Below are 13,058 nucleotides of genomic sequence, written 5' to 3'. Positions count from 1 at the left end.
CGGGGGGGTACTCGGGGGGGTACTCGGGGGGGTTACTCGGGGGTCTCGTCGAGCGCGTGGCTGACGAGGGCCAGGAGGGTCTCGATGACCGAGATCCGGCGGCGCGCGTCCATGATCATGACAGGTATGTGCGCGGGGATCGTCAACGCCTCCCGCACGTCCTCGGCCTCGAACCGCTCGCTGCCGTCGAAGTGGTTGACCGCGACGACGTAGGGCAGTCCGCAGCTCTCGAAGTAGTCCAGCGCCGGCCAGCAGTCCTTCAGACGGCGGGTGTCGGCCATGACGACGGCGCCGATCGCGCCGCGCACCAGGTCGTCCCACATGAACCAGAACCGCTCCTGGCCCGGTGTGCCGAACAGGTAGAGCACCAGGTCGTCGTCGAGCGTGATGCGGCCGAAGTCCATGGCCACGGTGGTGGTCAGCTTGCCCGGCGTGGCGGTGAGGTCGTCGGTCTCCGCGCTCGCCTCGGTCATCAGCGCCTCGGTCTGCAGGGGCGTGATCTCCGAGACGGAGGCGACCAGCGTGGTCTTCCCGACGGCGAACCCGCCCGCCACCACTATCTTCGTGGCGACGGGCGCGCGGGTGCGGTCCGTCTGCCAGGGCAGCAGCGGCTCGTCGTCCTCGACGAGCGGGGAGACGCCGGGAGCGGCGTCAGAGACGACGGAGTCCACTCAGCACCCTTTCCAGCAGCGCGCGGTCCGGGCGGCCCGTGCCGTGGCCGGTTCCCGTTCCGTAGACACGGATCTTTCCCTGGTCCGCGAGGTCGCTCAGGAGGACCCGGACCACGCCGAGCGGCATCCTCAGCAGCGCGGCGATCTCGGCCACCGTGCGCATACGGCGGCACAGTTCGACGATGGCCCGCATCTCCGGCATCACGCGGGAGGTCAGGTCGCCTTTCGTCAGCTCCTTGCGCTCCCCGGCGGCTTCGAGCGCGACGGTGGCGCCGACGAACGTCTCGACGAGCAGGACGTGGCCGAAGCGGGTGCGGCCGCCGGTGAGCGAGTAGGGGCGGACCCGGGCGGGTTTGCGGTCGCCGCCGCGGACCGGGAGCTGTTTCCTGGGCCTGCTCATCGGCGGCTCCCGGTCGACTCGTTCTCCAGGGACTGGCGCAGCTCGCTGCGGAGTTCCGGGGTCAGGACGTGGCCGGCGCGGCCGACGAACAGGGCCATGTGGTACGCCACCACGCTCATGTCGCAGTCCGCGGAGCCGTGCACGCCGAGCAGGGAGCCGTCGCTGATGGACATCACGAACAGGCTGCCCTCGTCCATCGCCACCATCGTGTGCTTGACCGGACCGAAGTCCATCAGCTTCGAGGCGCCGACGGTGAGGCTGCCGATGCCGGAGACGACGGTGGCCAGGTCGGCGGCGGAGCCGCGGGGGCCGGTGCGCCTCGCGCTCCGCGCGCCGCGGGCTTCGTGGTTGCGTGAGTCGTCGGACGACAGCAGGAGCAGGCCGTCGGAGGAGACCACCGCGACGGAGAGGATGCCGGGCACCTCCTCGACGAGGTTGCTCAACAGCCAGTGCAGGTTGCGGGCCTCACTGCTCAGTCCGACAGTACTGGGCGCGGTCAACTGCTTGCCTCCTCGACGGTGCCCCCCGTGCTCTCTTCGGATGTGGCGGCCGGATCGGACGGCGTCCGGTGACCACCGGTCCGTTCGGCGAGTTCCGCCTCGACGTCCCGGCGCCCGGCGTCCGCCCCCTGGCGGAAACCGCCGAGCCGGCGGCGCAGGGCCTCGGCGTCCACGGAGCCGGTGCGCGGCCGCGGGGCCGCGGTGGGCGCGGTGATCCTCGGCGTGCGCTTGGGCAGCCCCTTGGCCGTGACCGGTCCCTCGTCCCCGTCGCCGTCCCCGTCCCCGTCGCCGTCCCCGTCGGCGACGCGCGCGTGCTCCGCGGCGGTTCCGGCTCCGGCCGCGGCGTCCTCCGTGTGCTCGCCGGCCGGCCGGCTCGCGGCGCCGGAAGGGGCTTCCCCGTCTCCGGCCGCGTGACCGGCGCCCGGGCGGACGGCGTCGTCCGCCTCCGCGCCGAACGGCTGCGGAGCGGCGTCCGCGGATTGGGACGAGGCGTCGTCCCCGCCCGTGTGCCCCGGCCCCGGGCGGACGTTCTCGCCCTCCGGCCGGCCGCCGGCCCCGGCGTCGGCCGCCGCTTCCGTACCTGCCTCGGTGACGGCGGCGGTCTCGGCTCCCCGGGCGCCGGGAACGGCCGTGCGTTCGGTGTGGTCGGCGTCGGTCCCGTGGTCCCGGGCGGCTTCCGGCAAGGGCTCCGGCTCGTCGGCCGCCTCCGCCGAGGGCGCCGGCTCGTCGGCCGCCTCCGGCTGCACCGGGATCAGCAGCTCCATCGTGACCTCGGCGGGCCGCTCCGGCGGCGTGTCGGCGCCCTCCGCGTCCTCGTGCCCCGCGCGCTCCCGCGCGGAGTCCTGCGCGGAGTCCCGCGCGGCCCCGGCAGGGGCCTGCGGCTCCGCCGGCCGGCCGGCGCCGCTCTGCGCCCGCTCGTCGGCGTCCTCGGCGCGGGCCTCCTCGGACCGCCCGGCGGAGCTTTCCGCCGGTTCCTCCGCAGGGGCCTGCGAGGACGCGTCCTCGTCCGCGTCGGCCGCCGCCGGCGTCCCCGTCGGTTCGCCCGGGGCCTCCCCACCGGGCGGGTCCTGGCGGGGCACCGCCTTCTCCGCCGGGGCGACCAGCGGATCGTCCGACTTCGTACGGCCGTGGAGGACGTTGGAGTTGGCCTCGGCGTCGGCGCCCGGGAGGGAGCGCACGGGGGTGCCACCGGCGACGGAGGCGGGGACCGCGCCGGGGGCGGCGGACGCCAGGAGGGGGGTGGGGAGGACGACGACCGCGGCGATGCCGCCCTGCTTCTGCTCGCGCAGCCGGACCCGCACCCCGTGCCGGTGGGCGAGCCGGGCCACGACGTACAGGCCGAGACCGAGACCGTCCTCGGCCTCCGCGTCGTACGTGGCCTCCGGGTCGAAGTCGGACAGCCGGGAGTTGAGCCGCTCCAGCCGCTCCCCGGTCATGCCGATGCCCTCGTCCTGGACGGAGAGCATGACCTCGCCGTTCTCCAGCAGCCAGCCGGAGACCTCGACGGGCAGGTCGGGCGGGGAGAACGAGGTGGCGTTCTCCATGAGCTCGGCCAGCAGGTGGGACAGGTCGTCCGCGGCGAACCCGGCGATGTGCGCGTGCGGCGGCAGCGCGGCGATACGGACCCGCTCGTACCGCTCGATCTCGCTGACCGCGGCCCGTACGACGTCCACCAGCGGGACCGGGCCCGCCGTCTGCCGGCCCTGCTCGGTGCCGGCGAGGACGAGGAGGTTCTCGCTGTGCCGGCGCATGACCGTGGCGAAGTGGTCGAGCTTGAAGAGGGTGGCCAGCCGCTCCGGGTCGTCCTCCCGCTTCTCCAGCCCCTCGATGACGCCGAGCTGACGCTCGACGAGTCCGAGGGTGCGCAGGGCCAGGCTGACGAACGTACCGCCGATGCCGGCGCGCAGCCGCTCCAGATGGGCGGCGGACTCGGCGAGCTCGGTGCGCAGTTCCTCGCGGGCGTCGGCCATCTTCTGCCGCTGGCCCACGAGGTGCTTGCGGTCGGCCTCCAGCGTGGCGACCCGCTCGGCGAGGGCGACGGTGCGCGCGTGCAGGGCGTTGACGGAGCGGACGACCTGGGCGAACTCGTCGTTGCGGCCGGTGAAGGCGACCGGCTCCTGGGCTGCGGGGTCCTCCGCCTCGGCGAGGCGGGCGGAGCCCCGGCGCAGCACCGACAGCGGGCGCGTCAGGGTGCGGGCCATCGCGGTGGCGATGCCGACCGCGAGCAGCATCAGGGCGCCGAGGGCGGCGATCCGGATCTCCAGCGCGGTGACGTCGTCGTCGCGCAGCCGGGCGAGGTCCTTGGTCCGCTTGTCGAAGAGGGCGGACTCCACCCCGCGCATCGTCTCGACCCGCGCGGTGAGCGCGGCCTGCAGCTTCTCAACGCTGGTGTCGAGGTCGTCGTCGGAGAGGGTGGGCTCGTCGGTGAGGCGGGCCAGGTACTGCTCGGCGGTCTCGACCTCGGGACCGGTGACCGTGGAGTCGTAGGAGGCTCGGGCGGCCTTGGGCGCGGACTCGCGGAAGTCGGCGAGGGCGGCGTCGGAGCGCAGCCGGGCCTGGAGCGCGGCGGCGGTCAGCGCGTCGCGCCGCCCGGTGTCGGCGTCCGAGGAGACGGCGGTGGTGGACGGCAGGCCGGTGATCGGGTCGATCACGGTCTGGGTGGTGCGCGGCACTTTCAGCGCGGCGAGCAGCAGTCCGCGGGTGGCGGCGGCCTGCTGGACGGCGGAGTCCAGCTCGGTGAGCGCGTGGGCGCCCGAGCCGGCGCGGGGCGGGGTCCGCTCGGCCAGCTGTCCGGCGAGCCGGTGCAGCCGCGTGATGGCGGTGGAGTACGCCTGGTGCGCTTCGAGAGCGCTGCTCTTGCCCGTGAGCGCCGCTCTGCGCACGGTGGCGACGGCGTCGAGGCCGTCGCGCAGCTCCCGCGGCATGTCGGTGTCGGCGCGCAGTTCCTCGACCTGCCGGTCGACGCGGGCGCTGTGCTCCTCGGAGGGCGCCTCGGACTTGGGGCGGCCGGCCGCGATGTAGGGGACGACCTCGTCGCGCTCGTCGGCGAGGGAGTGCGCCAGGGTGAGGGCGTCCTGGGTCCGCTCGGCGAGCGTCACCAGGTCCTGCGAGTCCTTGAGCTCCCCGGAGGCGGCGAGCACGGAGGGCGCCCCGGCCGCGGCGATCGCGGCGGCCACCACGGCCACGGCCACGATGAGCCGGTTGCGTACATGGGTGGGGCGGCCCCTGCCTACGCCGGCCGTCCGCTCCGCTTCCCCCGTGGGGGCCGTCTGCTTGCCTGTGCGACGAGGCCGCGACTTCTGCACCGGTGCTCGCATTCCTGACTCGTGTACCCGTGGGTCCGGGTGACGCTCCGTCAACGGGTGCGGGCGTTCACCCCGAGCTCTTGACCGCGCTCGGACAGCGAGGCGCCCCCATCGCTCCCCGACCCTCCCAGTGACCGTGGACAGTGGATGCGCATCACCTGACCCGCCACTCGAAGGAGTGAACCCCGGAGGTGAGTTGGTGGGCAAGTTCCGTCGCCCCCCGCGGCGGCCCCGCGCGGCAGGCCGGTTGGACGTCTGCGGCGGGCGGTGGCAGTATTCGCCGCCACGCCTTCCCGGAGCACTTCATTCCCTCCCAAATCAGGCGTCTGACCTGCACGGCTGCACGGATCCCGCGACCTGCGGGTACCTTTCGCGAGCCGTGTGGAGGGCTCGTGCAGACTGGCGGGATGCGTACGGAGCTTGTTTCGGAGCCCGGTGATCCCGGCCGCCCCAACGAGGACTTCGCGAGCGTCGGGCTTCCGGCCTCCGGGCAGGGCGGTTCGCTCGTGGTGCTGGACGGGGTCACGCCACCCGGGGACGGCGGCGGTTGTCTGCATTCCGTCCCCTGGTTCACCGCGCGGCTGGGCGGGGCGCTGACCGAACTGACCGTTTCCCTCCCGGATGTGCCCCTGGCCGAACTGCTGTCCCGGGCCCTCGCGCGTACCGCCGCCGGCCACGCGGCAACCTGTGACCTTTCTCACCCTCGTACGCCGCAGGCAACGGTGGCGGTGGCCCGCTGGTCACCGGCCTCGGTGGACTACCTGGTGCTGTCCGACTCGGCCCTGCTCGTCGAGTCCACCGACGGCACGGTCACCCCGTTCCTGGACGACCGGCTGGACCGGCTGCCCCGTTCGGCCCTGGCCAGTCACACCCTGGTGGACACCACGCTGCGCAACAAGGAGGGCGGCTTCTTCACCGCGGCGGCGGATCCCTCCGTGGCCTCCTGCGCGGTCACCGGTTCGCTGCCGCGCGGCGGGGTGCGCGCCCTGGCCGCCCTGACGGACGGCGCGGCGCGCTGGGTGGAGCGGTTCCGCGCGGGCGACTGGGCGGACTGCCTCGCCCTGGTCCGCGAGGAGGGCGCCCGGTCCCTGGTGGACCGCGTGCGGACCCTGGAACGGGCGGAGGCGGACCGGGTGCCGCCGCACCGCGGCAAGACGCACGACGACGCGACGGTGGTGTACGCCGAGCTGTCACCCCGTGAGCGGTAGCCCGTACGGGGTCACTTCTCCGCGCTCCGGTTCAGCTGGCCCAGCAGCCGGGCGAGTTCCGCGACCTCGGCGGGGTCCCAGTCGGCGAGCCGTCCGGCGTAGCGGGCGCGGCGGGCCTCGCGGACCCTGCGGACCCGTGCGTGGCCCTCCTGCGTGAGGGCGATCAGCCAGGCGCGGCCGTCGGCGGGGTCCGGCTCGCGGGCGACGAGGCCGAGCTCCTCCAGCGCGCGCAGCTGACGCGACATCGTCGCCTTGCCGACGCCGATGTAGGCGGCGAGCTCGGTGGCCCGCTGCCGGCCGCACTCATCCAGACGGACCAGCAGCCCGTACGCGGACGGTTCCAGGTCGGGGTGGACCGCGCGGGCCATCTCCCCCTGGCTGGCCCGGGCACGCCGCAGCAGCACCGTCAACTCGCGTTCCAGCGCGAGGAATCCGGGCTGGTCCACGCCCTGCGCGGGCTCCGGGGAGGCGGCGCGCTCTTCGCCGCCCTGTCCGTCTTCGTGCACGTCCGCCCCTGCTTCGGTTTTCCGGTTCTGAAAGTCTTCCGCCAAGTGGCGACGTCGCCGCAGCTCCACCAGTATTTCGCAGGCGTGGACCAATGGCAGCGCGCGGACGCCCCGCCCCGCCGCGGTCCACGTGCGCAGTTTCCTCACCAGGCGATTGCGTGGCATGCCCACTACATGCGACGTGGGTCACCCTCCGGGTTCGCCCCCCCCCCACACCGACCTTTCGGAGATGCGTCATGCCTGTGCACAGATCCGCCCTTCCCCGTGTACGAGCGCTCGCGACCGCCGGTGCGGTCCTGCTCGCGGTGCTCTCCCTCCCCCGCCCGGCCGTCGCGGCCGAATCCGCTCCCGGCGTCCCCCCGCGCGGCTCCGCCCACATGGGCATGGGCGTGCTCGCCCACGACGGCCGCGGCGGTCTCCCCTCCGTCCGCACCACCCGGACGGAGGGCGTGGACGTCTCCAGCCACCAGGGGAACGTCGCCTGGACGACCCTGTGGAACAGCGGCGTCCGCTGGGCCTACGTCAAGGCCACGGAGGGGACGTACTACACCAACCCGTACCACCCCCAGCAGTACGACGGCTCCCACGACGTCGGCATGATCCGCGGCGCCTACCACTTCGGCACGCCCGACACGGCGAGCGGCGCCGCCCAGGCCGACTACTTCGTCGACCGCGGCGGCGGCTGGTCCGCGGACGGACGGACCCTGCCGGGCGTGCTCGACATCGAGTGGAACCCGTACGGCGACGCCTGCTACGGCAAGTCGCCGAGCGCGATGGTGAGCTGGATCCGCGACTTCCTGGACCAGTACCGCTACCGCACCGGCCGCGACGCCGTCCTCTACACGGCCACCAGCTGGTGGAAGCAGTGCACCGGCAACTACGCCGGCTTCGCCGCCACCACCCCGCTGTGGATCGCCCGGTACGCCTCCACCGTGGGCGAACTGCCCGCCGGCTGGGACGCGTACACGATGTGGCAGTACACCTCGACCGGGCCCACCGTCGGGGACCACGACCTCTTCAACGGCACCCTGGACCGGGTACGGGCCTTCGCGCTCGGCTGACCGGCCCCGAGCGAGGTGGAGGCCCGGGCCTCCCTCACGAAAACCCGGGCCTCCCCTCGTCCGATCACCTCCGTCACGCGGCGACCGGAACCTCCGGCGCCGCGCCGTTCGTCGCGGGCGACAGCGCCAGTTCCAGGACCTGGCGGACGTCGGTGACGGCATGGACGTCGAGCTTGTCCAGCACCTCCGCCGGGACGTCGTCCAGGTCGGGCTCGTTGCGCTTGGGGATGATCACGGTGGTGATCCCCGCGCGGTGCGCGGCGAGCAGCTTCTGCTTCACCCCGCCGATCGGCAGCACCCGTCCGGTCAGCGACACCTCACCGGTCATCGCCACGTCCGTGCGGACCAGCCGGCCGGAGAGCAGCGAGGCCAGGGCGGTGGTCATGGTGATGCCCGCGCTCGGGCCGTCCTTGGGCACCGCGCCCGCCGGGAAGTGGATGTGCACGCCCCGGTCCTTCAGGTCGCCCACCGGCAGCTCCAGCTCGGCGCCGTGGCTGCGCAGGAAGCTCAGCGCGATCTGCGCGGACTCCTTCATCACGTCGCCCAGCTGGCCGGTCAGGGTCAGCCCCGCCGCGCCCGTCTCCGGGTCGGCCAGGGACGCCTCCACGTAGAGGACGTCCCCGCCGGCGCCGGTCACCGCGAGCCCGGTGGCGACACCGGGGACGGCGGTGCGGCGCTCGGCCGGGTCCTGGGCGGACTCGGGCACGTGGTGCGGCCGGCCGATCAGGTCGCGCAGGTCGGCGTCCGTGACGGTGAACGGAAGTTCCCGCTCCCCCAGTTCGTTCCGGGCCGCCACCTTGCGCAGCAGCCGCGCGATGGACCGCTCCAGGGTGCGCACGCCGGCCTCGCGCGTGTACTCGCCGGCCAGCTTGCGCAGCGCGCCCTCGTCGATCGTGACCTCGTCCCCGTCCAGTCCGGCGCGCTCCAGCTGGCGCGGGAGCAGGTGGTCGCGGGCGATGACGATCTTCTCGTCCTCGGTGTAGCCGTCGAGGCGGACCAGCTCCATCCGGTCGCGCAGGGCCTCCGGGATGGCTTCCAGGACGTTGGCCGTCGCCAGGAACACGACGTCGGACAGGTCGAGCTCGACCTCCAGGTAGTGGTCCCGGAAGGTGTGGTTCTGCGCCGGGTCGAGGACCTCGAGCAGCGCGGCGGCCGGGTCGCCCCGGAAGTCCGACCCCACCTTGTCGATCTCGTCGAGGAGCACGACCGGGTTCATCGACCCGGCCTCCTTGATCGCCCGCACGATCCGGCCGGGCAGCGCGCCGACGTACGTACGGCGGTGGCCGCGGATCTCGGCCTCGTCGCGGACGCCGCCGAGGGCGACGCGGACGAACTTCCGGCCCATCGCGTGGGCGACGGACTCGCCGAGGCTGGTCTTGCCGACACCGGGCGGGCCGACGAGGGCGAGCACGGCGCCGCCGCGCCGTCCGCCGACGACGCCCAGGCCCCGGTCGCTGCGCCGCTTGCGCACCGCCAGGTACTCGGTGATCCGCTCCTTCACGTCCGCCAGGCCCGCGTGCTCGGCGTCCAGGACCGCCCGGGCGCCCCGGATGTCGTAGGCGTCCTCGGTGCGCTCGTTCCACGGCATCTCCAGCACCGTGTCGAGCCAGGTGCGGATCCAGGAGCCCTCGGGCGACTGGTCGGAGGACCGCTCCAGCTTGCCGACCTCCTTGAGCGCGGCCTCGCGGACCTTCTCCGGCAGGTCGGCGGCCTCGACACGGGCCCGGTAGTCGTCGGACTCCTCGCCCTCCTGCTCCCCGTTGAGCTCGCGCAGCTCCTTGCGGACGGCCTCCAGCTGGCGGCGCAGCAGGAACTCGCGCTGCTGCTTGTCGACGCCCTCCTGGACGTCCTTGGCGATGGTCTCGGCGACGTCCTGCTCGGCGAGGTGGTCGCGCAGCTGCTGGGTGGCGAGCTTCAGCCGGGCCACCGGGTCGGTGGTCTCCAGCAGGGCGACCTTCTGCTCGGTGGTCAGGAACGGCGAGTAGCCGGAGTTGTCGGCGAGCGCGGAGACGTCGTCGATGGCCTGGACGCGGTCGACGACCTGCCAGGCGCCGCGCTTGCGCAGCCAGGCGGTGGCGAGCGCCTTGTACTCCTTGACCAGCTCGGTCACGTGGCCCGGCAGCGGCTCGGGCACGCTCTCGTCGATGCGGGCGCCCTCCACCCACAGCGCCGCGCCCGGACCGGTGGTCCCGGCGCCGATCCGCACGCGTGCCCGGCCGCGGATCAGGGCACCGGGATCGCCGTCGGCCAGCCTGCCGACCTGCTCGACCGTGCCCAGCACACCGGTGCCGGCGTAGGTCCCGTCGACGCGTGGCACCAGCAGCACCCTGGGCTTTCCCGACTCCGTCCCGGCGGCGGCCTGGGCGGCCTCCACCGCGGCGCGCACCTCGGAATCGCTCAGGTCCAGCGGAACCACCATCCCGGGCAGCACGACCTCGTCGTCGAGCGGCAGCACGGGCAGGGCGAGCGATGCGGACTCAGCAGCCATGATCTCCCCTTCGGCAGTCAAGTTGAGTTACATCGACTCAATGCTCGTGAGCCGCCGAATGTTCCCACCGGTGCGTTCGCTCTGAGCGATCATCGCCCCGGGGCTCCGAAGCCCTTGACCGCCGTGAAAACGAAGCTGCCAGGATGAACGCATGTCCCCCCGGTACGACATTCCCGAACCACCCGAAGTCCTGGACCGCCGCGAGGGCCCGTACGGCGAGGTCGTGCTGCGCAGGCACGGCGACCTGCTGCAGATCATCGCCAACGGCTGCTTCCTGATGGACACCTCCGACGGCCGTTCGGAGCGGCGGCTCGTCGACGCCGCCCTGGCCGCCCTCGACGCGCGCGCGGTGGACCCGCACGTCCTGATCGGCGGTCTCGGGGTCGGCTTCTCACTCGCACACGCCGCCGGGCAACCCCGCTGGGGACGGATCGCCGTGGTGGAGCGCGAACCGGCGATCATCGAGTGGCACCGCGCGGGGCCGCTGGCCGGACTCACCGCCCGGGCCCTCGCCGACCCGCGCACGGAGATCGTCGAGACGGATCTCGTCCGTTACGTCAATGAGACGTCGGACACGTTCGACGCGCTCTGCCTCGACATCGACAACGGGCCCGACTGGACCGTCACCGAGGACAACGACGGGCTCTATTCGGCGGCCGGACTGGCCTCCTGCGCAAGGGTGTTGAGGCCGGGCGGGGTACTCGCCGTGTGGTCGGCGAAGCCGTCCCCGGAATTCGAGGGAACCTTGCGGAATGCCGGGTTCCAGCAGGTGCGTACCGAAGAGATCCCCGTTGCCCGGGGCGTTCCGGACGTCGTGCACCTCGGCGTCCGCCCTGGATAGCAAAGCCGCGGTGACTCCCCGTACGCTGCTGCCCTGACGCGGTCATTCAAGCGTCAATCGCAGTGATGCGCAGACGACGGATCACCCCACGGATTCCGGAAAAAGCACACCTCAGGGGCGGGCGATGGAGCAGACACAGACCTCCCACAACGGCACGGCCACGACCACTCCCGGCGCCCAGCGCCGGGTCCTGGTGGTCGAGGACGACGCGACGATCGTGGACGCCATCGCGACTCGCCTGCGCGCCGAGGGATTCCTGGTGCAAACGGCGGGTGACGGCCCGTCCGCGGTGGACACGGCGGAGGCCTGGCAGCCCGACCTGCTGATCCTCGACATCATGCTGCCGGGCTTCGACGGCCTGGAGGTCTGCCGGCGCGTGCAGGCCCAGCGGCCGGTGCCGGTGCTGATGCTCACCGCGCGCGACGACGAGACCGACATGCTGGTCGGGCTGGGCGTCGGCGCCGACGACTACATGACGAAGCCCTTCTCCATGCGGGAGCTGGCGGCACGCGTGCACGTGCTGCTGCGCCGCATGGAGCGGGCGGCCCTCGCCGCGACGACCCCGCGCAGCGGCATCCTGCGCCTGGGCGAACTGGAGATCGACCACGCGCAGCGCAGGGTGCGGGTGCGCAGCGAGGACGTCCACCTGACGCCCACCGAGTTCGACCTCCTGGTGTGCCTGGCGAACACCCCCCGCGCGGTGCTCTCCCGTGAGCAGCTGCTGGCCGAGGTCTGGGACTGGGCGGACGCCTCCGGCACCCGCACGGTCGACAGCCACATCAAGGCGCTGCGCCGGAAGATCGGCGCCGAGCGCATCCGCACCGTGCACGGCGTGGGCTACGCCCTGGAGACGCCGACGCCATGAGCGACGGCCCGGCCGGGCGCAAAGGTCCCGGGGCGCGGCAGCCCTGGGGCGGTGTGCGTCCGTTCTCGATCAAGACCAAGCTCGGCGCGCTGGTCGTCGTCTCGGTCCTGATCACCACCGGCCTTTCGGTGATCGCCGTGCACACCAAGACGGAGCTGCGCTTCATCACGATCTTCTCGATGATCGCGACGCTGCTCATCACGCAGTTCGTGGCGCACTCGCTCACCGCGCCGCTGGACGACATGAACGCCGTGGCCCGCTCCATCTCGCACGGCGACTACACCCGCCGGGTGCGCGAGAACCGCCGGGACGAGCTGGGCGACCTGGCCCAGGCGATCAACGTCATGGCCGACGAGCTGGAGGCCCAGGACCGCCAGCGCAAGGAACTGGTCGCCAACGTCTCGCACGAGCTGCGCACCCCCATCGCGGGCCTGCGCGCGGTGCTGGAGAACATCGTCGACGGCGTCACGCAGGCCGACCCCGAGACGATGCGCACGGCCCTGAAGCAGACCGAGCGCCTCGGACGCCTCGTGGAGACGCTGCTCGACCTGTCCCGCCTGGACAACGGCGTGGTCCCGCTGAAGAAGCGGCGGTTCGAGGTGTGGCCGTACCTGTCCGGGGTGCTGAAGGAGGCCAACATGGTCGCCTCGGCCCGGGCGGGCATGGCCTCCGGATCGGGCAGCCACACCCGTACGGACGTCCATCTGCACCTCGACGTGTCGCCGCCCGAGCTCGTCGCGCACGCCGACCCCGAACGCATCCACCAGGTCGTCGCCAACCTCATCGACAACGCGGTCAAGCACAGTCCGCCGCACGGCCGGGTGACGGTCCGGGCGCGGCGCGGGGACCGGCCGGAGTCGCTGGAGCTGGAGGTGCTGGACGAGGGACCCGGCATCCCGCGGACCGAGTGGCACCGCGTCTTCGAGCGGTTCAACCGGGGCAACGTCAACCGGCCGCACGGTCCGGGCAGCGACGGCGGCACCGGTCTCGGCCTGGCGATCGCCCGCTGGGCCGTGGATCTGCACGGCGGCCGGATCCGCGTGGCCGAATCCGAGCGGGGCTGCCGCATTCTCATCACTCTTCCGGGAGAGTGATCCGCACCGGGTTGACGTAAAGTTCGAAGCGGAGCCGCACGGTCCATCGATGTTCGCGCTGACGGACACGTGTGATCAGGCAGAGGCCCGCGTGAGCTGAGCGCCGGGGCCCGGCCGAG

11 protein-coding genes are annotated in these 13,058 nt (G+C 73.1%); 5 read left to right on the top strand and 6 right to left on the bottom strand.

The genetic code is table 11. The annotated features are described in order from the left end of the window. Positions 1–32 precede the first annotated feature (32 nt). From ACZ8ZB_RS23015 to ACZ8ZB_RS23000, 4 genes are read right to left on the bottom strand one after another with little or no spacing between them, the layout of a single operon-like run. The gene (locus ACZ8ZB_RS23015; RefSeq protein ID WP_470739543.1) at positions 33–671 is read right to left on the bottom strand and encodes a GTP-binding protein; all 639 of its coding nucleotides are present in this window, start codon (positions 669–671) and stop codon (positions 33–35) included. Beyond that, positions 652–1,071, bottom strand: a complete 420-nt coding sequence (locus ACZ8ZB_RS23010) for a DUF742 domain-containing protein (RefSeq protein WP_470739542.1) — start codon at positions 1,069–1,071, stop codon at positions 652–654. The genes ACZ8ZB_RS23015 and ACZ8ZB_RS23010 overlap by 20 nt, the downstream gene beginning before the upstream one ends. Beyond that, the gene (locus ACZ8ZB_RS23005; protein ID WP_470739541.1) at positions 1,068–1,571 is read right to left on the bottom strand and encodes a roadblock/LC7 domain-containing protein; all 504 of its coding nucleotides are present in this window, start codon (positions 1,569–1,571) and stop codon (positions 1,068–1,070) included. Before ACZ8ZB_RS23005 ends, ACZ8ZB_RS23010 begins: the two co-directional genes overlap by 4 nt. After that, the gene (locus ACZ8ZB_RS23000) at positions 1,568–4,876 is read right to left on the bottom strand and encodes a sensor histidine kinase (RefSeq protein WP_470739540.1); all 3,309 of its coding nucleotides are present in this window, start codon (positions 4,874–4,876) and stop codon (positions 1,568–1,570) included. The genes ACZ8ZB_RS23005 and ACZ8ZB_RS23000 overlap by 4 nt, the downstream gene beginning before the upstream one ends. A gap of 407 nt (positions 4,877–5,283) precedes the next feature. Between ACZ8ZB_RS23000 and ACZ8ZB_RS22995 the strand changes: the two genes are divergently transcribed. After that, positions 5,284–6,084: a protein phosphatase 2C domain-containing protein gene (locus tag ACZ8ZB_RS22995; RefSeq protein WP_470739539.1), complete on the top strand. Its 801-nt coding sequence runs from the start codon at positions 5,284–5,286 to the stop codon at positions 6,082–6,084. Between the two features lie 11 nt (positions 6,085–6,095). Here ACZ8ZB_RS22995 and ACZ8ZB_RS22990 read toward each other — a convergent pair whose 3' ends face one another. After that, positions 6,096–6,590: a MarR family winged helix-turn-helix transcriptional regulator gene (locus ACZ8ZB_RS22990; RefSeq protein WP_470739538.1), complete on the bottom strand. Its 495-nt coding sequence runs from the start codon at positions 6,588–6,590 to the stop codon at positions 6,096–6,098. Positions 6,591–6,826: 236 nt separating this feature from the next. Between ACZ8ZB_RS22990 and ACZ8ZB_RS22985 the strand changes: the two genes are divergently transcribed. Continuing rightward, the gene (locus ACZ8ZB_RS22985; protein WP_470739537.1) at positions 6,827–7,651 is read left to right on the top strand and encodes a lysozyme; all 825 of its coding nucleotides are present in this window, start codon (positions 6,827–6,829) and stop codon (positions 7,649–7,651) included. Positions 7,652–7,724: 73 nt separating this feature from the next. Here ACZ8ZB_RS22985 and lon read toward each other — a convergent pair whose 3' ends face one another. Next, positions 7,725–10,139: an endopeptidase La gene (gene lon, locus ACZ8ZB_RS22980; RefSeq protein WP_470739536.1), complete on the bottom strand. Its 2,415-nt coding sequence runs from the start codon at positions 10,137–10,139 to the stop codon at positions 7,725–7,727. 151 nt (positions 10,140–10,290) lie between these two features. Here lon and ACZ8ZB_RS22975 point away from each other — a divergent pair, with 151 nt between their 5' ends. From ACZ8ZB_RS22975 to ACZ8ZB_RS22965, 3 genes are all read left to right on the top strand, one after another. Then, positions 10,291–10,980, top strand: a complete 690-nt coding sequence (locus ACZ8ZB_RS22975; protein ID WP_470739535.1) for a spermine/spermidine synthase domain-containing protein — start codon at positions 10,291–10,293, stop codon at positions 10,978–10,980. 124 nt (positions 10,981–11,104) lie between these two features. Continuing rightward, positions 11,105–11,845: a response regulator transcription factor gene (locus tag ACZ8ZB_RS22970; RefSeq protein ID WP_028959305.1), complete on the top strand. Its 741-nt coding sequence runs from the start codon at positions 11,105–11,107 to the stop codon at positions 11,843–11,845. Next, positions 11,842–12,939 carry a HAMP domain-containing sensor histidine kinase gene (locus ACZ8ZB_RS22965; RefSeq protein ID WP_470739534.1) on the top strand — a complete coding sequence of 366 codons (1,098 nt, stop codon included), beginning with the start codon at positions 11,842–11,844 and terminating at the stop codon, positions 12,937–12,939. The genes ACZ8ZB_RS22970 and ACZ8ZB_RS22965 overlap by 4 nt, the downstream gene beginning before the upstream one ends. Positions 12,940–13,058 lie beyond the last annotated feature (119 nt).

The organism is Streptomyces sp. 12E (genome assembly GCF_055633275.1).
Note: the sequence above shows the minus strand (reverse complement) of the source record. Positions and strands in the feature narration are given on the sequence as shown.